The organism is Viridibacillus soli, from assembly GCF_016612995.1.
In the GTDB taxonomy this organism is placed as follows: domain Bacteria; phylum Bacillota; class Bacilli; order Bacillales_A; family Planococcaceae; genus Viridibacillus; species Viridibacillus soli.
Genome location: NZ_JAEOAH010000015.1, coordinates 1 through 21981, shown reverse-complemented (window position 1 = coordinate 21981; position 21981 = coordinate 1). Strand labels below are relative to the sequence as shown.

General features: G+C 39.3%; 19 protein-coding genes, 3 pseudogenes and 2 riboswitches. Of the genes and pseudogenes, 17 read left to right on the top strand and 5 right to left on the bottom strand.

Annotated elements, in window-relative coordinates; all coding sequences use genetic code 11:
- Positions 1-10: 10 nt before the first annotated feature.
- Positions 11-1174 (bottom strand): pyridoxal phosphate-dependent aminotransferase, encoded by a 1164-nt coding sequence (locus JFL43_RS11530; protein ID WP_200749162.1) that lies wholly within the window; start codon positions 1172-1174, stop codon positions 11-13.
- 179 nt (positions 1175-1353) lie between these two features.
- On the opposite strand from JFL43_RS11530, the gene JFL43_RS11525 reads away from it, so the two are divergent.
- From JFL43_RS11525 to JFL43_RS11500, 7 genes and pseudogenes are all read left to right on the top strand, one after another.
- Entirely contained in the window at positions 1354-2142 is a 789-nt protein-coding gene (locus JFL43_RS11525; protein ID WP_200749161.1) for a carbon-nitrogen family hydrolase, read from the top strand.
- A gap of 79 nt (positions 2143-2221) precedes the next feature.
- A riboswitch (SAM riboswitch) is annotated at positions 2222-2326 on the top strand.
- 117 nt (positions 2327-2443) lie between these two features.
- Complete coding sequence (locus JFL43_RS11520; RefSeq protein ID WP_200749160.1) at positions 2444-3457, top strand: methionine ABC transporter ATP-binding protein; 1014 nt, start codon at positions 2444-2446, stop codon at positions 3455-3457.
- Positions 3447-4118, top strand: a complete 672-nt coding sequence (locus tag JFL43_RS11515) for a methionine ABC transporter permease (RefSeq protein ID WP_200749159.1) — start codon at positions 3447-3449, stop codon at positions 4116-4118. The genes JFL43_RS11520 and JFL43_RS11515 overlap by 11 nt, the downstream gene beginning before the upstream one ends.
- Before the next feature lie 15 nt (positions 4119-4133).
- The gene (locus JFL43_RS11510; protein WP_200749158.1) at positions 4134-4952 is read left to right on the top strand and encodes a MetQ/NlpA family ABC transporter substrate-binding protein; all 819 of its coding nucleotides are present in this window, start codon (positions 4134-4136) and stop codon (positions 4950-4952) included.
- Between the two features lie 921 nt (positions 4953-5873).
- Positions 5874-6080: pseudogene (locus JFL43_RS23200) on the top strand (Y-family DNA polymerase); the annotation flags it as partial.
- Between the two features lie 377 nt (positions 6081-6457).
- Entirely contained in the window at positions 6458-6613 is a 156-nt protein-coding gene (locus JFL43_RS11505) for a hypothetical protein (protein WP_157812858.1), read from the top strand.
- A 108-nt stretch (positions 6614-6721) separates the two neighbouring features.
- A pseudogene (locus JFL43_RS11500) lies at positions 6722-6889 on the top strand (carbohydrate-binding protein); the annotation flags it as partial.
- 169 nt (positions 6890-7058) lie between these two features.
- On the opposite strand, the pseudogene JFL43_RS22570 reads toward JFL43_RS11500, so the two are convergent.
- A pseudogene (locus tag JFL43_RS22570) lies at positions 7059-7232 on the bottom strand (IS5/IS1182 family transposase); the annotation flags it as partial.
- A gap of 242 nt (positions 7233-7474) precedes the next feature.
- Here JFL43_RS22570 and JFL43_RS11495 point away from each other — a divergent pair.
- The 4 genes from JFL43_RS11495 to JFL43_RS11480 all read left to right on the top strand — a co-directional run bounded on the left by JFL43_RS11495 (position 7475) and on the right by JFL43_RS11480 (position 11594).
- Positions 7475-9013 carry a M60 family metallopeptidase gene (locus JFL43_RS11495; protein WP_200749242.1) on the top strand — a complete coding sequence of 513 codons (1539 nt, stop codon included), beginning with the start codon at positions 7475-7477 and terminating at the stop codon, positions 9011-9013.
- Positions 9014-9317: 304 nt separating this feature from the next.
- Entirely contained in the window at positions 9318-10574 is a 1257-nt protein-coding gene (locus JFL43_RS11490; RefSeq protein WP_200749157.1) for a Y-family DNA polymerase, read from the top strand.
- 184 nt (positions 10575-10758) lie between these two features.
- Complete coding sequence (locus JFL43_RS11485) at positions 10759-11097, top strand: YolD-like family protein (RefSeq protein ID WP_200749156.1); 339 nt, start codon at positions 10759-10761, stop codon at positions 11095-11097.
- A 47-nt stretch (positions 11098-11144) separates the two neighbouring features.
- Positions 11145-11594, top strand: coding sequence for an RDD family protein (locus JFL43_RS11480; protein WP_200749155.1), 450 nt, complete (start codon positions 11145-11147; stop codon positions 11592-11594).
- A gap of 275 nt (positions 11595-11869) precedes the next feature.
- Here JFL43_RS11480 and JFL43_RS11475 read toward each other — a convergent pair whose 3' ends face one another.
- Positions 11870-12511 (bottom strand): hypothetical protein, encoded by a 642-nt coding sequence (locus JFL43_RS11475; RefSeq protein WP_200749154.1) that lies wholly within the window; start codon positions 12509-12511, stop codon positions 11870-11872.
- Positions 12512-12753: 242 nt separating this feature from the next.
- Here JFL43_RS11475 and JFL43_RS11470 point away from each other — a divergent pair, with 242 nt between their 5' ends.
- The 6 genes from JFL43_RS11470 (at position 12754) to JFL43_RS11445 (ending at position 20269) form a co-directional block, all read left to right on the top strand.
- On the top strand, positions 12754-13701 hold the full coding sequence (locus JFL43_RS11470) for an L-threonine 3-dehydrogenase (protein WP_200749153.1): 948 nt from the start codon (positions 12754-12756) through the stop codon (positions 13699-13701).
- Positions 13702-13948: 247 nt separating this feature from the next.
- Positions 13949-15460 (top strand): class I adenylate-forming enzyme family protein, encoded by a 1512-nt coding sequence (locus JFL43_RS11465; RefSeq protein ID WP_100794923.1) that lies wholly within the window; start codon positions 13949-13951, stop codon positions 15458-15460.
- A gap of 11 nt (positions 15461-15471) precedes the next feature.
- The gene (locus tag JFL43_RS11460; RefSeq protein WP_200749152.1) at positions 15472-16650 is read left to right on the top strand and encodes a thiolase family protein; all 1179 of its coding nucleotides are present in this window, start codon (positions 15472-15474) and stop codon (positions 16648-16650) included.
- 14 nt (positions 16651-16664) lie between these two features.
- Positions 16665-17435, top strand: coding sequence for a 3-hydroxyacyl-CoA dehydrogenase (locus tag JFL43_RS11455; protein ID WP_200749151.1), 771 nt, complete (start codon positions 16665-16667; stop codon positions 17433-17435).
- Positions 17436-17458: 23 nt separating this feature from the next.
- Complete coding sequence (locus JFL43_RS11450; protein WP_200749150.1) at positions 17459-18607, top strand: acyl-CoA dehydrogenase family protein; 1149 nt, start codon at positions 17459-17461, stop codon at positions 18605-18607.
- Between the two features lie 54 nt (positions 18608-18661).
- On the top strand, positions 18662-20269 hold the full coding sequence (locus JFL43_RS11445) for a long-chain fatty acid--CoA ligase (protein WP_200749149.1): 1608 nt from the start codon (positions 18662-18664) through the stop codon (positions 20267-20269).
- Between the two features lie 198 nt (positions 20270-20467).
- On the opposite strand, the gene JFL43_RS11440 is transcribed toward JFL43_RS11445, so the two are convergent.
- Together JFL43_RS11440 and JFL43_RS11435 are read right to left on the bottom strand one after the other, a co-directional pair.
- Complete coding sequence (locus JFL43_RS11440) at positions 20468-20956, bottom strand: QueT transporter family protein (protein ID WP_100794918.1); 489 nt, start codon at positions 20954-20956, stop codon at positions 20468-20470.
- Positions 20957-20963: 7 nt separating this feature from the next.
- Positions 20964-21008: riboswitch (PreQ1 riboswitch) on the bottom strand.
- A gap of 141 nt (positions 21009-21149) precedes the next feature.
- The gene (locus JFL43_RS11435; protein WP_200749148.1) at positions 21150-21734 is read right to left on the bottom strand and encodes a site-specific integrase; all 585 of its coding nucleotides are present in this window, start codon (positions 21732-21734) and stop codon (positions 21150-21152) included.
- Positions 21735-21981: the final 247 nt, after the last annotated feature.

Sequence of the window (21981 nt, the reverse complement as noted above, 5' to 3'; positions counted from 1 at the left end):
CTTCAAAATCTTAAAACAGTCCAAGCTTCTCAACGCGGCTAATTGCCTCACGAAGGCGGTCTTCATCAACGAGCAAGCCAACGCGTACGTAACCCTCACCAAAATCACCGAAGCCTTTACCAGCAGCGACTGCTACATTTGCTTTTTCGAGCAGTAAATCAGCAAACGCTTCGCTCGTATAACCTTCTGGTACAGGAAGCCATGCGAAGAATGAGCCCTTCGGAGCCGTCACAGTCCAGCCGATGTTCTCACAAGCTGTCATCAATGCATTGCGGCGGCTTTCGTACATCGCAACTAACTCGGTTACGCAATCTTGTGGGCTACTTAGTGCCGCAATTCCGGCTTCTTGCACGGCAGGGAATAAGCTAACAAATAAATGATCTTGTACTAAATTCAGTGCTTCAATCAGCTGCGCATTACCGACTGCAAAGCCGACCCGCCAGCCTGCCATATTATATGTTTTTGACAGCGTATATAGCTCAACGCCAACGTCTTTAGCACCTTCCGCCTGTAAAAAGCTCACTGGCTTATCACCTTCAAAGCCAATTGCTCCGTAAGCGAAATCATGCAAGACAGCAATATCATGATCTTTTGCAAACTGCACTGTTTCATCAAAAAATGATAAATCAGCAACAGCGCCGGTTGGATTGTTTGGATAATTTAAATAGATTAGTTTCGCACGATCTTTTACCTCTTCTGACACGGCAGTGTAATCAGGTAAGAAATCATTTTCAGCGAGCAATGGAAGTGTATCAAATCTTATATCAGCTAGCGCTACACCTGACCAATAATCTGGATAACCAGGGTCTGGGAGTAGCATTGAATCACCAGGGTTCATAATAGCTAAAGGTAATTCAACTACGCCAATTTTCGTGCCGAAAAGTATGGCTACTTCTGTATTTGCATCGATCTCAACACCGTATTCTCGCGCATAAAATGCGGCAATTGCTTCCTTGAATTCAGGTAAACCTCGGAATGGCGAGTATTTATGATTTTGAGGATTGGAGACAGCTTCTTGCATCGCTTTCACAATATGTTCTGGTGTTGGTTGGTCAGGGTTTCCTTGTCCTAAATTGATGACATCTCGACCTTCCGCCACTGCGGCACCTACTTTTTGTACTAATGTTGCGAAAAACTGCTTTGGCAACTGCTGTAATTTCGTTGAAAATTCCATCTAAGAAATGACCTCCTTAAAATATTTTATTTAAAAACAAGTGATCCACAAAATCTTTCCGTAAATACTCTATACACAACAACTACTTTGTGGATAAAATAGACGTATGTATAAAATAATCGCAATAATAAGAGAAATCTTATAATCTTTTAAACAAAATGTCTACAGGTGGTGGAGCTATGAAAATTGCATGTATACAGTTGAATGTTGCCTTCGGGGACATTGAAAAAAATTTTACGAACGTTGAAAAATTCCTCAGAGAGGCTGCCGAAAAGGGAGCGGAACTCGCAATTCTTCCGGAAATGTGGAATTCTAGCTATGCTTTAGAGAAATTAGAAGAGCTAGCAGATCCGAACGGGGAACGTACGAAAGAATTTCTACAAAAGCTTTCAGAAGAGTTACAAATCCATATTGTTGGTGGCTCAGTATCAACAAAAAAAGACGGCAAATTTTATAATACGATGTATGTTTATAACAATAAAGGTGAGCTTGTCAGCGAATATGACAAAGCACATTTATTCCGTCTAATGGACGAGCATTTATATTTATCAGCTGGTGATAAGCAAAATAACTTTGAACTGGGTGATATTTCAGCAGCAGGTGTCATTTGCTACGATATTCGCTTCCCGGAATGGTTCCGTCTACACGCATTAAACGGTGCGAAAGTAATTTTCGTTTCTGCTCAATGGCCAACACCACGTATCGATCACTGGAAAACGTTATTACAAGCACGTGCAATTGAAACCCAATGCTTTGTTATTGCAGTAAATCGTATTAGCCATAAAAAACAGAACTTCAATGGTCAATCCATGGTTATTGAACCTTGGGGAGAAGTATTATGGACAGGTGGAGAAGACGAAGAAATGGCGATTATTGATGTCGACTTCGCAATCGTTGATGAAGTACGTCAACGCATCCCTGTGTACGATGATCGACGACCTGAGTTATACGAAGATATTTCGAAATAATTCAAAGTTTCAAAAAACTATTTGACATCTAGATTATTAAACAGTAATATTTAGTTCATAACTTACAAATGAATATTGAATTTTATCTAGAGAGACCGAGGGGGAGGCCCTATGACGTCCGGCAACCCCCTGAAAAGGGAAGGTGCCAATTCCTGCAGAATGAGTAAATTCTGGAAGATAAATTGCCAATTTACACTTAGGACGCTTCTTTCAGATAGATGAAAGAAGCGTTTTTTATAAAGTAAATCCTAATTATTTCTATAGGTATTACGCAATATAACGGGATTTGAGGGAATACAAGATGCTTGAAATTCAGAATATTACAAAAATATATAAGACGAAAAAGGGTGAAGTGACGGGCGTAGATAACGTATCGTTGACAATCGACAAAGGTGAAGTATTCGGTATCGTTGGCTACTCTGGAGCAGGAAAAAGCTCACTTTTACGTTGTATCAATTTACTAGAGCGACCAACGAGCGGTAGCGTTATCGTAAATGGTCAGGACTTAACAAAGTTAAAAGGTGAACAGCTTCGTAAAGCGCGTTTAAAAATCGGTATGATCTTCCAACATTTTTACTTAATCAGCCAAAAAACAGTCGGTGAAAATATTGAATTTGCTCTAAAAGCAGCTGCCACACCACCAAAACATATTAACGCCCGTGTTCGCGAGCTACTTGAAATGGTCGGCTTATCAGAGAAAATCGATGTTTATCCGGCTCAGTTAAGTGGTGGCCAAAAGCAACGTGTTGGCATTGCCCGAGCACTTGCAAATACTCCATCGGTACTCCTTTGTGATGAAGCCACATCGGCACTTGATCCAAAAACAACTGTTTCCATCTTACGCTTACTGAAAAAGATAAACCGTGAGCTAAATATTACAATTGTCCTCATCACACATGAAATGGATGTTGTTAAAGAAATTTGTGATCGCATGGTTGTTATGCAAGACGGTAAAGTTATTGAAGAAGGCGCAGTTTACGACATTTTCGCGAATCCAGTTGAGCCTCTAACACAAGAGTTTATTAGCAGCGTTGTATCATTTGAGCTACCACCAACAATTCTTGAAGGCGTGACAGGAAAAATGGTTAAAGTGCTATTCAAAGGAGATGTCGCTGGTGAAGGCGTCATTTCAGATATGATTCAAAACTTTGAAGTATGCGGTAATTTCCTACACGGCACAATTGAATACATTCAAGAAAAACCGCTCGGCATTTTCTTAATGGAGTTACAAGGTCAGCCGGATAATGTAGAGAGAGCTGTTTCCTATATGGAAGGGCGCGGTGCGTTTGTGGAGGTGATTGACGATGCTATTTGACTTCGAACATTTTATCAGCATGTTGCCAGATGTTTGGAAAGCGTTCGGTGAAACATTACTTATGATTGGTATTTCACTTAGCATTTCGCTACTTATCGGTTTACCACTCGGCATTATTTTATTCGTTACAAGCAAAGGGTTATTTTTACGTAACCGCTTTTTAAATGGGGTCTTAGGATTTATCGTCAATCTCGTTCGTTCCATTCCGTATATCATTCTATTAGTAGCGTTGTTCCCGCTAACAAAAATATTAGTTGGAGATACGATTGGTCCAGTAGCAGCGAGTGTTTCGTTATCCGTAGCGGCGATTCCATTTTTCGCGAGACTCGTTGAAACATCTATGCGTGAAATTGATAAAGGCGTCATAGAAGCATCAATTGCAGTCGGTGCAACGCCATGGATGATCGTTAAAGATGTGCTACTACCTGAAGCAAAATCGGGTATTATCCAAGGGGTTACAATGACGATTATTAGTTTAGTCGCATACTCCGCAATGGCTGGTATTATCGGCGGTGGCGGGATTGGTGACTTAGCAATTCGCTTCGGTTATTATCGCTATGACAACACGATCATGATTGCAACGGTCGTCATCTTAATTATTATCGTCCAAATTATTCAATTTGCAGGCGACGCGCTTTCAAAAGCAATCGATAAACGATAAAGGGGAGATTTGAAGATGAAGAAGTTTTTACTAGCAGCATTATTATTCGTATTAGCAACAGCTTTAGTTGCATGTGGCAATAAAGATGAAAGCAAAACAAAAGATTCAAAAGACATTAAATTAGGCGCAACAGCAGGTCCTTATAGCGACATGTTAAATAAAGCTATCATCCCCCAGTTAGAAGAAAAAGGCTATAAAGTAAAACCTGTTGAATTCAGTGATTATGTACAACCAAACAAAGCGTTAGATTCTGGTGACATTGATGCAAACCTTTTCCAACACTCAATCTATCTTGAAAACTTTAACGAACAAAACAAAATGAAATTAACTAGTCTAATCAATGTGCCAACTGCACCAATGGGCTTCTTTGCAAAAAACTATAAATCAATTGATGACATTAAAGATGGCGCAAAAGTAGCAATCGCTAACGATCCATCAAATGCAGCACGTACATTACTATCACTACAAGAGCAAGGCCTTATCAAAATTGATCCTAACATTGAAGAACTAAAAGCATCTGAAAAAGATGTAATCGAAAACCCGAAAAAACTAGTATTCCAACCAATCGAAGCAGCGGGCCTACCTCGCGCAATCGAAAGTGCTGATCTTGTTGGTGTCCCAGGAAACTTTGCACTTGCAGCAGGACTTGATCTACAAGATGCACTATTCTTAGAAAACATGCCTGACAAATTCCGTAACGTTGTAGCAGTTAAAGAAGAAAACAAAGACTCACAACTAGCTAAAGACATCCTAGAAATCGTTAAATCAGAAGAATTCGAAAAAATCATCGACGAAGAATTTAAAGGATTCGGAAAACCTGACTGGATGAAGTAAATGCTGAAGCGGCCCGTTCAGCCCCGATAAGCACTGGAGTTTTCGAAACAAAAGCATCATTTCAGCTTTTGTCCGAGAAAATGGAAGTGGCCTCGAGGGGCTGGCCGCTGAAGCAGGATGAAGTAAATGCTGAAGGCGCTCGTTCAGCTGAGAAACACGTTGGAAGACGGAAGCCAAAGTCGCACTTTGACTTTGAGCGCCCGGCTGAAACGTCGCGAGCAGCTAGCGCCTGAAGCTGGATGGAGTTAATGCTGAAGGCGCTCGTTCAGCTGAGAAACACGTTGGAAGACGGAAGCCAAAGTCGCACTTTGACTTTGAGCGCCCGGCTGAAACGTCGCGAGCAGCTAGCGCCTGAAGCTAGATATCTTATTAAATGCTGAAGCGGCCCGTCTAGACTCGACAAGCACTGGAACCTTCGAATCGAAAACGTCTTTTCAGTTTTCGACCGAGAAGGTGGAAGTGGCCTCGAGAGTCTGGCCGCTGAAGCAGGATATCTCATCTAAGTGCTGAGGGTGCCCATTTAGCTGCGACAGACACTGGAGTGCTCGGAACAAAAGTATCACTTCAGCTTTTGACCGAGAGAACGGAAACGACCTCAGCCGTTAGCGCCTGAAGCAGGATAAGCCAATTAAATGCTTCAAACTAGACTACTTAACACCTAAAAGTGTAGAGTAGTCTTTTATTTGAAAAAAATATCCTAAATGAGCATAGAATCAACTAATTCAAGCATAGTAACTCACTTTAATTGGAAAAATAATCCGTTGTGAGCGTAAATCTCTGCTGAACGCTCGTAAACTTTCCTCGAACGAGCGTAAAACTCTAAAAGTTGAGCGTAAATTGACAATCTGCTCAAAATACCTAATATTCCAACTTGTCTCGATTTAAAATAAGAACAAATGTTGCTTATCGGAGGATGAGTGTATATATGAAAACATGCCACGGCGATCCATTATGTGTATTGATATGTGTTGCTTCTATGCGAGTTGCATTGCATCGCTTGAGCATCTAGACGTTATGAAAACACCGGTTGCGGTAGTCAGTAATTTCAGTCAAAAGGGGAGCATCGTACTTGCGACGTCCCCGATGATGAAAACTTGTTTCCAAGTAAAAACGGGCACACGAAATTATGTTCATGATTTTTCGGAAGATTAATTAAACTAGCTTTATTTATCAATGCTTATCTTAATTTTTCTCTAGGAGAGAAAATATTTAGTGGAAAATTAACTTAAAAACTCGTTGATTATTTGAATTTTTTATTGAACGAACGTTTGTGTTTGGAGAATAAGATTTTTTTTCCTTTGTGAAGTTAACATAAAATACTTTCAATCAATGAAATGTAGAGTTTGTGAAAGGTAAGGTTATTTTTTTGTTGTTATGCAGTCTTTTTATGCCTCTGTTGAAAAGACAAGTAACCCAGTTATGGTTTTAGGTGATCTGGAGCGTCGTTTAGGTGTTATTTTAACTGCTTGCTACCTATAGACAAAATGTTTGGGATTGGGATGAGAATGGAGAGAAACCTTTTAGCAAGAGGAATTAGTACAATTGATGGCTTAGTAAAATTTCCGTTAGAGTTTTTAAAGAAAAGTGGGGCATTAATGGGCTGTGTTGTAGATGACCGCAAATGGTTTGGATTATTCACTTATTACGACAAAATTACATGACAGCCAAAAGCAATAAAAAGAGTCTCATTTTTTACTGATTTGTGGAGTTCTTTTCCTCTGTCAGCAATTCGATAAGTTTTTCTTCCGAAACAGGCCTACTGAAATAGTACCATTGGACAGGGGGCGTCTTATGAGCAATGGAATCCATATAAGGCGTACACAAAAGGTGATAAAGTAGAGCACAAAGGTAAAATATATGAAGCTCTTCAAAGCTATCAAGGAAATGGAGATCCAAATTGGATATTCGCATTGTCTTTATGGAAAGAAATTAAATAAAAATAGAGTCCTAAAAAATCTTGCTTATTGCAAGGTTTCAGACTGTCGACAAAAGGCATCAAGAATCTCTCTCTCGATGCCTTTTGTCATTTTTTTATGTTCAGCAAATGGCATTCTCCTACTAAAGAGAACATACTCTTCTAGCAATATTCTCTCTATAAAAAGCTTGTCATGTCCAAGTAGCAAGCTTTTTCAAATTCATGGCAGTAAAAATAGGCATCCGCAAAAACACATTCAATTGTTTCTTTACCCTCGCATAGATTTGCTTGATATCATCAGAATGTCGTAAATGGTCGGCTATTTCCACTTACGTTTCCCATATATGACGTTGAATGATGTCTTGCATAATTAACAAACTATGACGATAAAGGTATTATTTTCTATAATTTTGTATTAATAATACTATTCAAAGTGCTTATTGATATGTTTATTTGATCTGTATAAGGAGTTAAGAATGATTTATAATGCGTTGGTATTGGCAGATTTATAGGAAAAATGTAAAAAAATGTGTCAAAAGGTACTATGGAAATATAGGTAATAGTATATACTTGATTTGAATACATAAAAAATAGTAGGAGAGATATGATGAAAAGAAGACAGGAACAAAAAACAAAAAAGTTAGTGGTGGCAACTGCTCTATTTTCTATGTTTGCTACCGGAATAACGCCTTCATTAGAAGTCTTTGCGGAAGAACAAACACAGCAACAGAAAGTATCTAACGTGTTAAAAAACGAAAAATCAGTGAAAGTGGAAAATCGGGAGTTTGCAGTTCCAGGAAAAGGAGATATCGCGAAATTCCAAAATAGCGAAAGAAGAGATAGACAATTTAGTCCTTATGAACCGACGGGGATATACGCTAGGTCTAATGAACAAATAATCATTCAGGTAGCAGGAAATCAAAATATCGAAGCATACATTGGAACTTTTTCATATGATGCTTCTTGGAGAGAAGATTCAAAAATAAAATCCTTTACATTAAAACCTGGTCCAAACACTATACAGTCTCCAAATGGTGGGATGATTTATTTTTACAATAAACAACAAGGAGGCACCATTCAAACAACAGTAACAACAGGCGGAATGGCTACCCCTCTCTATGAACTCGGAAAGCATACGAAACAAGATTTAATAGATATGCTTAATCAATATCCAAATGCACATACGGTGGAATTAAAAGGGGAGCGTGTATTGATAACTGCTAGCCCGGCACGTGTTAAAAAATATTTGATCGGCTCTAACACAGATCCTACTCAACTATTGAAAAAGTTGGATGAAGCTACTAGAATTCAAGATAAAATATCTGGATTATCTGAAGGACAAGTAGATAAACATTATCTACATTATGTTGAGGATAACAATTCTCTAGATTATTATATGTATGCATACCCTTATAGAACTGCATATGTAGGAGACGCAATCCAACATGTGTTAGATATTAATAAATTTATAAATGATGGATGGGGCCCGTGGCATGAGGCGGGGCATATGAGACAACAAAGTCCTTGGGCATTTCATAATATGACAGAGGTTCAGAACAATATTTATAGTCTTGCTGTAGAAAAAGCATTTGGTCAACGGACGAGATTAGAAAAAGAAGGCGTTTATCCTAAGGTTTTTCAATACTTAGAACAGCAGAATAAGAATTATGACGAGATTAGTGATCTTTTTGTTAAACTTGCTATGCTATGGCAATTAAATCTAGCGTATGGAGAAGAATTTTATCCAAAATTGCATCAATCGTATAGAGATATGTCTGATAGTATGTTACCTAAAAATAATGAAGATAAGAAACAATTATTTATGATTGAAGCCTCCAAAGCAGCTCAACAAAATTTAATTCCATTTTTCGAAAAATGGGGATTACGCCCAAATAATAATACGATCCAAAAGGTGGCGGCCCTAGGGTATCCAAAATTAACAGCCGAAATTTGGAAAAGTACCGATTCCAATCCAATTAAACCGGATACATCAGTTTCTGATAATATTTGGGATCCGTATAAGGCGTACACAAAAGGTGATAAAGTAGAACACAAAGGTAAAATATATGAAGCTGTTCAAAGCTATCAAGGAAGTGGGAATCCAAATTGGATATTCGCATTGTCTTTATGGAAAGAAATTAAATAAAAATAGAGTCCTAAAAAATCTTGCTTATTGCAAGGTTTCAGACTGTCGACAAAAGGCATCAAGAAGCTCACTCTTGATGCCTTTTGTTATTTTTCGAGCATAGTAACTCACTTTAATTGGAAAAATAATCCGTTGTGAGCGTAAATCTCTGCTGAACACTCGTAAACTTTCCTCGAACGAGCGTAAAACCCTAAAAGTTGAGCGTAAATGGACAATCTGCTCAAAATACCTAATATTACCACTTGTCATCTCGCATGTATCGATTTAAAATAAGAACAAATGTTCTGCATTGGAGGATAAGTGTATGTATGAAAACATGCCACGGCGATCCATCATGTGTATTGATATGTGTTGCTTCTATGCGAGTTGTATTGCGTCGCTTGAGCATCTAGATGTTATGAAAACACCGATTGCGGTAGTCGGTAATTTCAATCAAAAGGGGAGCATCGTACTTGCAGCATCCCCGATGATGAAAACTTGTTTCCAAGTAAAAACGGGCACACGCCTTTATGAAATTCCAAAGCACCCAGATATCCGCCTATTCGAACCGAAAATGGAATTTTTCATCCGCATATCAATGGAAATTACGCGCCTGCTCAACAGTTACGTCCCGAAGGAAGCGATCCATGTTTATAGTGTGGACGAAAGTTTCATCGATTTAACTGGAACAGAAAAATTATGGGGATTACCTGAAGAAACTGCTAAAAGGATTCAAAGGGAAATTTACAGTCAGTTCGAAATCCCGAGTACCGTCGGCATGGGACCTAATATGTTGCTATCAAAGCTAGCGCTTGATTTGGAAGGGAAAAAAACAGGCTTTGCCAAATGGACATATGAAGATGTACAAGGAAAGCTATGGCCCGTAGCGCCGCTCTCGAAAATGTGGGGAATTGGGCGCCGAACGGAAAGCTCGCTTAATCATATGGGGATTTTTTCTGTAGGAGATTTAGCAAAAGCGGATCTGAAAACACTGGAGGAGCGCTTTGGCATTATGGGCAATCAGCTCTACTATCATGCGCGGGGAATCGACCTTTCTGAGCTTGGCGCACCAATAATCGAAGGGCAAATCAGTTACGGCAAAGGTCAAATTTTAATGCGTGATTATAACAAGAAAGAGGAAGTGCTCGCAGTTATTCTGGAAATGTGTGAAGACATTGCAAGACGTGCCCGCGAAGCATTTAAAATTGGACGTACCATTTCACTCGGACTTTCTTACAGCAAAAATGCATTTGGTGGTGGCTTTCATCGCTCACGTACAATCGATGAGCCAACAAATGACACGATGAAAATTTATAAGGTCTGCCAGCAACTACTCGATGAATACTATATAGAAGAAAGACCGGTACGCCAGCTCACTATTAGCATCACAAAGCTTGAATCTGAGCACTCCATGCAACTTAGTTTATTCGACACTGACCGCTTTCACCGTCGTAAGCTCGGAGCCACAATGGATCAACTACGCACTCGCTACGGCTCGACCGCCGTCCTGCGCGCTGTCTCCTATACAGAAGCAGGCACTGCCGTTGTACGCGCAAAATTATTAGGAGGTCACAAAAAATAGGGAAATGCATATTTATTCAATACCCATTTTATTGCTATACATCTTTTGAATAAAGAGTGTATATGGCGCTGTGGTGGAAAGGACTTGTGAACATGTGGATAACTAAGTGTAACCTGTGTAATTAACAAAATTATCCCAGTTATACACAACTTATGCACTTAATACACAGAAAGGGGCAATTCATGTGAATAAAGACCGGGGTAATATTAAATGGACAGCGATGATGCTACCTGAACACGTGCAACTCCTAAGAGAATGGCAGGCGGAGGACCAATATGTCGCTCAGCCTGAGCTAGATGAATGGACATTAAACGAATACGCAGAACTCATTCAAATTGCCACCAAATCGAAACAAACAATTCTCCTAACCATCTGGAAAAATCGGCAAACCCATATAATAGAGGGTGTAATTGAACGAATAAACAATGAATCCAACACATTGAAAATCCGCACACAATTTCCTAAAGAGCAGACGCTCACCATCGACATATCCGTTATTTGCAATGTCAGCATACGAAACTAGGCGTCATAAGTTAATGAAAAAAATAAAATCAAAAAGGGGAAATGTACATGAGTTATGGCGGGTTTTGGGTGCGTGTATTCGCAACAATGATAGATACAGCTATCGTTATGGTAGTAACAGCGCTAATTGGTATCGTTTTAAGAGTCCCGAAAGGTGTTGTTCCGGAAATGCTATTTGGTGACCAGCTATATCTATCAACCCAGCCGCTATACAGCTGGATTCTCATTGTAGCTGGCTTATTATACTTCATTGGCCTACCAGCAACCCACTGGAGAGGTACTATAGGGAAAAAAATACTCGGCCTAGAAATCGTCGATACAAACGGCGATACAATCTCTATTCTCCGTAGCCTAGCTCGCAACATCGCTCGAATCTTCAGTAGCCTCCTCCTATGCCTCGGTTACATAATGGTCGCATTCCATCCGCAAAAACGCGGTCTGCATGACTTGATTGCGAATACTTATGTGGTTGATGCGGCGAAGACTAATAATAGCTAAGAAGATTAAAAGAATTGAGTATTATTAAGGTTTTATGGCATACTTTTGAATGAATACGAAAGTCACTGTGGGGTGTCATAGAACATTAAAAGAATAAGCTTTTAACTCATCCGAACAAAGTGGAGTTTTGTAGTGATTAATAACATATTACAAATTGAAATAAAAACTCAAAAAAATGTATAAAATCAACCCGAAAAGCTCAATAATATAACAACTCCCCTTTGGAATGAAATATTTCCATCCCAAAAAGCCACCCTTCCCCCGGGTGGCTCTTTTTATTTCACCATAAAATGTTCTTTTCTCCCTTTAAAAGTATAAAACAGCACATGTTTTTGTATGCCTCTAGCTTTTGCGATGGCTGCTTCAGACTCTTTTTCGAATGTCCGTAGATCGTGTTGCTCGTATGCGATTAGTCCTTCAATAGCGTGTGGCATCCAAGGTTTTGTGAGCTTTGGGATGAGCGCCTTGGCTGCATCGATATTGCCAAGGAAGACTTCGGTGTGGGCAATGTTGTAGCTACGGATGGGCTCTTTTGGAATTTGTTTTGCTTCTGCTAAAGCGCCTTCGAAATCTTTGTTGAGAGCAGCTAGCACAGAGCGATAGTTGTGTTGGACGATAGGTTGTTTATATTTGTTTAGCATTTTTTGTAGGCCTAGTTTTTGTTCCTCTAAAGATTCGTGAGCGACTGCGTATGGGTAGGCAAATGTGGGTTTTGTTCGATTTTTTGTTACGAAGCGGTCGATTTTGCTAATATTATTGGACCATAGCGCTATATTGTATTGCGGGAACATTATGAGGCCGAATATATAGATAGATAATAAGATGGAGACGGTGATTGTAGGTACTTCCATCATAAGTAGAAATGTACAGGCGATGATAGCGGTTAAATAGATCATAGTTAGTTTAAATAAATGCATGGGTAACACTCCTTTTATTCATTATAAAATAAAAACCAATAATTGTATCTGAAATAAACTGTCCTTTGTATAAAAACCTTTGTTGTGTTTATAAAAGATACATTGTATAATTTATTTAATTAAAATACTGATAAATCAATGATTAATGAATATTAATGTGTTTTTACAAAGGACATTTGTAATTGTTGGATAGATGTGTTTTCTAAAAACACAAATGTTTGTCAGATGAGGAGGATTTTTAAATGAAAAAAATTATGATAACCGGTGCGTGCGGTCAAATTGGTTCAGAGTTAGTTATGAAGCTGCGCGAAACATATGGAACTGAAAATGTTTTGGCAACAGATATTCGCAAACCAGCTGTACAAAAGGGGCCTTTTGAGACGTTGGATGTTATGGATGCAAAACGCATGAATGACATAGCGAAGGATTTTGGGGCGGATACATTAATGCATATGGCTGCGTTATTATCGGCAACTGCAGAGAATAATCCGTTGTTCGCTTGGAATTTGAATATGGGCGGACTTGTGAATGCGTTAGAGGTTGCGCGTGAGCAAAATCTACAATTTTTCACACCGAGTTCAATTGGTGCGTTTGGACCTTCAACTCCAAAAAACAATACTCCGCAAGATACTTTGCAACGACCTTCAACAATGTATGGTGTAAACAAAGTGGCTGGTGAGTTATTATGTGATTACTATTTCCAACGCTTCGGTGTGGATACTCGCGGGGTGCGCTTCCCAGGATTAATCTCGTATGTAACGCCTCCAGGTGGTGGTACGACGGATTATGCGGTAGATATTTACTATAAAGCGATTACGGAAGGCAAATATACTTCATATATTGCAAAAGATTCTTATATGGATATGATGTATATGCCAGATGCGTTGCAAGCGATAATTGATTTGATGGAAGCAGATCCAGCGAAGTTAATTCATCGTAATGCATTTAATGTAACAGCTATGAGCTTTGAGCCAGAAGAAATTGCGGCTTCAATTCGTAAGCATTTGCCTAATTTCGAAATGGATTACGATGTTGATCCAGTGCGCCAAGCGATTGCGGATAGTTGGCCAGATTCTATAGATGCAAGTGCTGCAAAAGAGGAATGGGGCTTTAAAGCAAAATATGATTTAGATGCAATGACGGTAGATATGCTAAAAAAGTTACAAGAGAAAGTGATTAAAAGCGCGTAAAAGAAAGACATTTCAAAAGGCTGTACCTTCTTATTTGAAGGTACAGCCTTTTTTATTGGACAAGATAAGTATTTTAATAGAAAGAGTTGCATATTGTAATGAGATGCTAGTTTCCGAAAAACACTATCTTAATAAGTGCTTTTTCTCGAAAATGTTCTATTTTAGTAGTTTTATATTAGCGCTTACATATATAATTGTGTAAAGTTAAATTATTAGAAAAGTCTGTATATTTTAAAGGGGGTTATTTATGAATTTAACGACACCATTAGTATTAAATGCCAATCGCCATCCAGATAAAATGTGTGTGACATGTGAGGGAAGAACTTATTCATATCAACAATTTAATGAGGAAGTAAATAAATTAGCAAACGGTCTGATCCAGCTAGGTTTAAAACATGGTGAAAAAATTGGCCTCTTTATGAAAAACTCCGATCACTTTGTCATTGCTTTATATGCTATTTGGAAAGCTGGCGGGGTTGTTGTGCCGATTAATTTCCGTTTAGTAGCGCCTGAAGTTGCCTATATATTGGAGCAATCCGAATGTAAAATGGTGTTTTGTGATGCAGGTTTAGAAGATATTACGGCGAATGCTGATAATGGACATAATTCTTTAGAACATATTATTGTGCAACAAGAAGCAAAGCTCCATGGACATTTATCTTGGGCTAGTATTTTAAGTGATGACTGTTCTGAACCAAGAATGGTTGTGTTAAATACAGATAATGCTCAAATTTTATATACGTCTGGGACAACCGGTAGACCAAAGGGAGCGTTGTTTGACCATCAACGCGTTATGAATGTGAATATGAACTTTCTAGTAATGAAAAGTATGGCGGCAGATGATGTATTTTTACATTTAGCACCGCTTTTCCATTCCGCACAGCTAAATGGTTTTTTTACAACGGCTATTTACCTCGGTGCATCGAGTGTTATTCATCGTGATTTTGATCCAGTGAGTACGCTAGAGGCTATTGAAGAGTATGGCATTACAGTATTCTTTGGTGTGCCGGCTATGTACAATGCCATTTTGCAGGTGCAGGGTAAGCAATATAATTTATCGTCGGTCCGTGTTTGCGGATACGGAGCAGCACCAATGGCACCAGCCCTTGTTGAGCGTGCTGTTGAACTATTTGGAACGGATCAATTTTATAATTTATGTGGCCTAACAGAAGCCGGACCAGGAGGTGTTTTCCTAGCACCAGAAGATCATAAAACGAAGCTTGGGGCTGGTGGAAAGGCAATGTTCTTAACAAATGTCCGTGTTGTCACGGATGATATGGAAAATGTTAAGCCAGGTGAGGTGGGCGAATTTGTTATTAAAGGTGAAACGATTATGAAGGAATATTATCGTAGACCCGAGGAAACACAGCGCGCATTTTCAGATGGCTGGTTATTGACTGGGGATATGGCGACAGTTGATGAAGATGGTTTTATTACCATAGTGGATCGTAAAAAAGACATGATTATTTCTGGTGGTGAAAACGTTTATTCCGTTGAGGTAGAGCAAGTATTAAATAGCCATCCGCAAATTTTAGAAGCGGCAACAATAGGCTTGCCAGATGAAAAATGGGGAGAAACAGTCGTAGGTATTATCGTGTCAAAAGAAAATCTTACACTTAATGAGGAAGAAGTCAAAAACTTCTGCAGTGAAAGATTAGCAGCTTATAAGATTCCAAAGAAATTTATATATACAGAGGTGTTACCTCGTAATGCTTCAGGAAAGATATTGAAATATCAATTACGCGAAGAGATAAAGTAGAGGTGAGTGAAATGACAGAAGTTGTAATAGTTGGAGCAGTGCGTACAGCTGTTGGGCGTAGAAAAGGTGCGCTAAGCAATACGAGACCAGACGAATTAGCAGCAATTGTAATTGAAGAAGTTGTAAAAAGAGCGGGTATTGAAAAAGCGTCGGTGGAGGATATTATTTTAGGCTGTGTGACACAATCAGGTGAGCAAGGTGGCAATATTGCGAGAACAGCAGCGCTAATCGCAGGATTTCCGATTGAGGTACCGGGTGTGACGATTGATCGCCAATGTGGTTCAAGTCAGCAGGCGGTACATTTTGCATCACAAGCTATTTTATCCGGTGATATGGATATCGTCATTGCGGGGGGCGTGGAAAGTATGACACGTGAGCCGATGTTTTCGAATATGAGAGAGGCCAAACCTAGCAAAAAATTAACGGAGCAATATGAAATTATTAATCAAGGCTTATCTGCAGAAAGGGTTGCAGAGCAGTGGGAATTATCGCGTGAAGCGCTAGATGCCTATTCATTTGCCAGCCATCAAAAAGCATTGAAGGCCATTGATGAAGGTTACTTTGAAAAGGAAATTGTGCCAGTTGAAGTACAGGATGTTAATGGCAATACCTATACGTTCCAAGTAGATGAAGGGCCAAGAGCGGATACAACAGGAGAAGCTTTAGCAGGATTGAAAACAGTTTTTGATGAAAAAGGCGTTATTACAGCTGGTAACGCTAGTCAGATGAGTGATGGTGCGTCGGCAGTGCTACTAATGTCAAAAGCAAAAGCGGAAGAACTAGGCGTTCAGCCACTGGCACGTATTGTTGCTCGCGCTGTTATTGGTTCAGATCCGACATTAATGCTAACGGGCCCAATCGCAGCGACAAAAAAAGTATTGCAAAAAGCAGATCTATCAATTGATGACGTATCTGTTTATGAGGTGAATGAAGCATTTGCACCGGTACCTCTCGCGTGGCTACAAGATATTGGTGGAGATCCGGAGAAGTTAAATCCAAATGGAGGAGCGATTGCACTTGGCCATCCATTAGGTGCAACAGGTACGAAATTAGTAGTATCCATACTTCATCATTTAGAACGCACAGGTGGACGTTATGGTTTACTCGCTATTTGTGAGGGAATGGGTATGGCAAACGCTACTATTATTGAACGATTAACCGACACTAATATTCAATTAACGCTACTTTAGAAGGAGAGATGAGCATGCAACTACAAGAAGCTATTGCCATCGTAACAGGTGGTGCCTCTGGTATGGGAGAAGCGACAGTACGACATATAACGGCAGCAGGTGGAAAAGCAATCATTTTCGATATGAATGAAGAAAAGGGAGAAGCACTCGCGAAGGAACTTGGAGCAAACGCTACCTTGTTTTTAAAAACAAATGTCTCAGATGCCGATGGAGTAGAAGGGAATTTAGCGCTTGCACTTGAGCGATTTGGTGCGGTCAATGTGGTCATTAACTGTGCGGGGATTGCGACACCAGGAAAGGTATTATCGAAAAAAGGTCCGCATTCCCTAGCGCAATTTGAGCAAGTACTACAGGTGAATTTGGTTGGTACATTTAATATGATCCGGTTAGCAGCAAATGCTATGCAACATAATGAAGCAGATGAGGACGGTCAGCGCGGGATCATTATCAATACTGCTTCCGTTGCAGCATATGAAGGGCAGATTGGCCAAGCTGCTTATAGTGCATCAAAAGGTGGAATTGTTGGCATGACTTTGCCGATTGCACGTGAGCTAGCGTCAATTGGTGTGCGAGTGATGACCATTGCTCCAGGATTAGTAGAAACTCCTTTATTTGCTGGATTACCGGAAAATGCACAGAAGGCATTAGCCGAATTAACGCCGTTCCCGAATCGTTTAGGGAAGCCATCCGAATATGCACAGTTAGTCGAGAGTATTATTCAAAATACAATGTTAAATGGTGAAGTGATTCGATTAGACGGTGCCGTCCGATTACAACCGAAATAGTAATTATTAAGGGGTGACAAGTGATGGGGAGATATCGTTTTGAAACGATAGAGCACGAACTATTTCGTAAATCTCTACGTAAATTTTTAGAAGTTGAAGCAGTGCCTCATTACGATGAGTGGGAACGCGATAAGCTAATCCCTACTTCTTTTTGGAAGAAGCTTGGAGAGATGGGTTTTCTATGTCCCCAAGTCGAGGGAAAGTATGGTGGACTCGATCTGGACTTCAGCTTTGGTGTCATTATCGGAGAGGAATTAGAACGAGTTGGTGCAGGCTTAACAGGTATTGGGTTACATAATGATATCGTCGTACCTTATATTGAGGCGTATGGTACTGTCAGGCAAAAGGAAAAATGGCTGCCAAAATGTGTGGCAGGCGATATTATTACAGCGATTGCTATGACCGAACCTGGAGCGGGTTCTGATTTAGCAAATATAAAAACGACGGCTATTCGAGAAGGTAATCATTATATAGTAAATGGTCAAAAAACCTTTATTACAAATGGTATAAATAGCAATTTAGTCGTTGTCGCTGTGAAAACAAATTTACAAGCGGAGCGCAAACATCAAGGTGTAAGCCTAGTCGTCATTGAAGAAGGAACACCTGGATTTACAAAAGGACGCAAGCTAGACAAAATAGGTATGCACTCACAGGATACAGCCGAACTCTATTTTGAAGATTGTAAAGTACCAGTAGAAAATTTACTCGGTACAGAGGGAGAAGGCTTTCAATATTTAATGGAGAAATTACAACAAGAGCGTCTCGTTGTTGCAATTGCTGCACAAATTGCCGCTGAAGATATGCTAGAAATGACGATTGATTATATTAAATCACGTCAAGCATTTGGCAAGACCATTAGCTCTTTCCAAAATACACAGTTTAAAATTGCTGAAATGGCGACGAAAGTGGAACTTGGCAAAACATTCCTTGAATCATTAATCGAGGATCACCTAGCTGGCAAAGATGTTGTCACAAAAGTATCGATGGCAAAATATTGGATTACCGAAAGTGCTAGAGACATTTCAGTACAATGCATGCAGCTCCATGGTGGCTATGGTTATATGGAAGAATATAAGATTGCTAGACGCTTCAGAGACATTCCAGTGGCCTCCATTTACGCGGGTACAAACGAAGTGATGAAAATGATTATTGCAAAAAATATCGGTTTATAAGCAGTTGCTTTTAAATAAAATCATATTACTTAATCAAAGGGGAGTTGGACGAGTATGATGCAAACACCATTAGTACTAACTGATTTTGTAAAACGTGCAGAGAGATATTTTCCGAAAAAATTAATCATTTCTAGAACGAGTGAGACGATGATTCATCGTATTACTTATAAAGAGTTTGGGCAACGTACACGAAAATTGTCTGAAGCGTTAACAAAACTGGGGATGACAAAGGGAACAAAGGTTGGCTCGTTAGCGTGGAATCATCACCGTCATTTAGAAGCATATTTTGGCGTGCCATGTGCTGGAGCGATTCTTCATATGATTAATATCCGCCTGTCACCAGAACATATTGTGTATATTATCAATCATGCAGAGGATGAAATATTACTAGTAGACAGCGATATTTTCCCGTTAATTGCACAAGCTGCACCATTATTAAAAACGGTAAAGCATTTCGTCGTCATGCAGGACGGAACAGACTTACCAGAAACAAACTTAGAAAATGTCCATTCTTACGAAAAGTTATTAGAAGAGGCATCCGATTCTTATGAATTCCCAGATGATTTAGAAGAAAATATGCCAGCTGGAATGTGCTACACAAGCGCGACAACAGGCTTCCCAAAAGGTGTCGTTTACACGCATCGTAGTCTGGTACTACAAAGCTTAGCGATTGGTCTCGCAGATTCGCTCGGTATTCGTGAGAGCGATGTCGCCATGCCAGTCGTACCAATGTTCCATGTAAATGCATGGGGTATGCCATTTGCGGCAGTGAATTTTGGCACAACACAAGTATTACCTGGTCCAATGTTCAACCCGCAATTACTACTCGATTTAATTGAGAGAGAAAAAGTAACATTAACAGCAGGTGTACCGACGATTTGGCTGGGCGTATTAAATGAACAAGAGCGTAATCCGCGCGATTTATCGTCATTACGTGTCATCGTCTGTGGCGGATCAGCTTCACCGAAAGGTTTAATTCGCGCCTTCGAGGAAAAATACAAAGTGCCATTTATCGTCGGTTACGGTATGACTGAAACGACACCACTTGTCAGTCTATCCACATACACAACGGAAATGGAAAATTGGTCAATGGACGATAAGATTAATATTCGTGCCACACAAGGCTTAACGACATCACTCATTGAAACGCGTGTCGTCAACGAAAACGGCGAAGTTCCTTGGGATGGCCAGACAATGGGTGAGCTAACTGTTCGTGGACCTTGGGTTGCTGATGAATATTATAAGGATGATCGTACAGAAGAAGCGTTCAAAAACGGTTGGTTATACACAGGCGATATCGCCGTCATGACACCAGAGGGATACCTCAAAATTACAGACCGTACGAAAGATTTGATTAAGAGCGGTGGAGAGTGGATCTCATCTGTAGATTTAGAAAATGCGCTCATGACACATGAAGCTGTATTTGAAGCAGCTGTTATCGCGATTCCAGACGAAAAGTGGCAAGAACGCCCATTAGCTTGTGTTGTCTTGAAAGAAGGTAGCGATGTGTCGAAGGAAGAATTACTTTCTTATTTAGAAGGCCAATTTGCAAAATGGTGGGTACCGGATAGTGTTGTCTTCTTAAAAGAAATCCCAAAAACATCCGTCGGCAAATTCTTAAAAGAAAAACTGCGTAATGAAATGAAAGAATATCAGCTTTAAGAATAAAACAGAGGTGGTCTCAGCTTGGGGACACCTCTTTAATTTTTTGAAAATACTACTGTGAGCATAAATACGAGATGAACGAGCGTAAAATCAGGAAAGTTGAGCGTAAACAAGAGCCAAAAGAGCGTAAACTCCCATACTTGAGTAAAACAAAAAACCACCTATCCTCAAAATTGGGGATAGGTGGTTATAATATTAATCTTCAATTAGTTTATTAAAGTTAATACGTTTGTTCAGTGCTAGCATAATCGGAATACCGATTCCCATTACAACTAATTCACCAACAGCAACCGTTAACCAAGTGTATAAGAAAGGTAGGTCAAAAACGAGGTGCAATTCAATTGCGATTAAGAACATCGTAAATGTAAAGACGAGTGTTCCGAAAATCATTTGCTTCACATGTCCATTAATAAAACGTTTCGCAAAAATTGTAATACCTAAGGCTAATACCGATTGGCCAAGACCAAAAAATAAGTCATACATACCTAGTGGTGAAAATAAATTCGTGATAAATACACCAAGCAAAATGCCGACAATGTACTTTTTGTTGAAGACAACGAGATGGTTGAACATCTCAGACAAACGGAACTGTAAAGCACCGAATGTAAAAGGGGCGATTAGCAAGGATACAGCAATATAGAGCGCTGCGATAATTCCGCTAGTAGCCATAGATTTTACTTTCATTATTCATTTCCCCCTAGTTTTTTTTCGTGGGATGGTTACGAACCACGTAAAGCAAGTGCAATCATAGCAGTATCTATGTGTGTTTGTAAATACCTATGTGTAAAATTATAAAGCAGCGAGTACATTCATTGTATTTTTTTCATCTTCTTCTCGAAGCTCTCTAATTAAGTGTGTGTAAATACGAATAGTAGTATCAACATCTGCATGTCCAAGTCGTTCGGAGATATATTGCACTGAAATTCCCTTGTAAAATACTAGTATGAGTATGGCGTAAACCATGAATAGAAATTTCATCTATACTTAATTCGCCAAGCAACTTTTTCAATGCCTTATTTACGCCTGTGTTGCTAAATACTTTATATTTTAATTCAGGGTTATAAAATACAAGTTTATGAATATTTTCGGGAGTTTCATTGAAATAATTTTTGAACATATCCATTATTACTTTGTCCATTTTAATAACGCGATTCGATGTTTCTATTTTTGTCTTCTTTTCACCATCTTCAAAAGATGAAGTATAGCCCCAAGTTTTGTTAATGTTGATCGTGCTATTCTTAAAATCAAAATCTTTTCTTTGTAATGCGATAATTTCAGCAAACCGTATTCCTGACTTTAAGGCTAATAGAATACTATAATAAACCTGTCTATGTTCGACTTGTAAAACATCACAAAGTGCCTCTGAAAGTCGTTTGCTCTCTAAATAATTAATGTGTTTGTCAATTTGTTTTTTTGAATCCCTGCCCGTGAGTGTTGCCCTTCTTGTAAAGTCCGTTTGCATAATCCCTTCATCCACAGCTTCACGTACACAAGCCCTTATATGAGAATTAATCTTTTTAACAGTTTCCTTTGCTTTGGTTTTACCATACTTACTCTAAGTGAGTATTTTTAAATACAAATATTACCATATAAAATGCAATGACTGGTCCCTTATGCCACTTGAAGCTCATTTTTGATTTGTTCAAGTGGTGTGCGGTCTGTTGTTGCTACGTAGACGAACTCTATAATGCTCTCGAATTTTTTTGTTC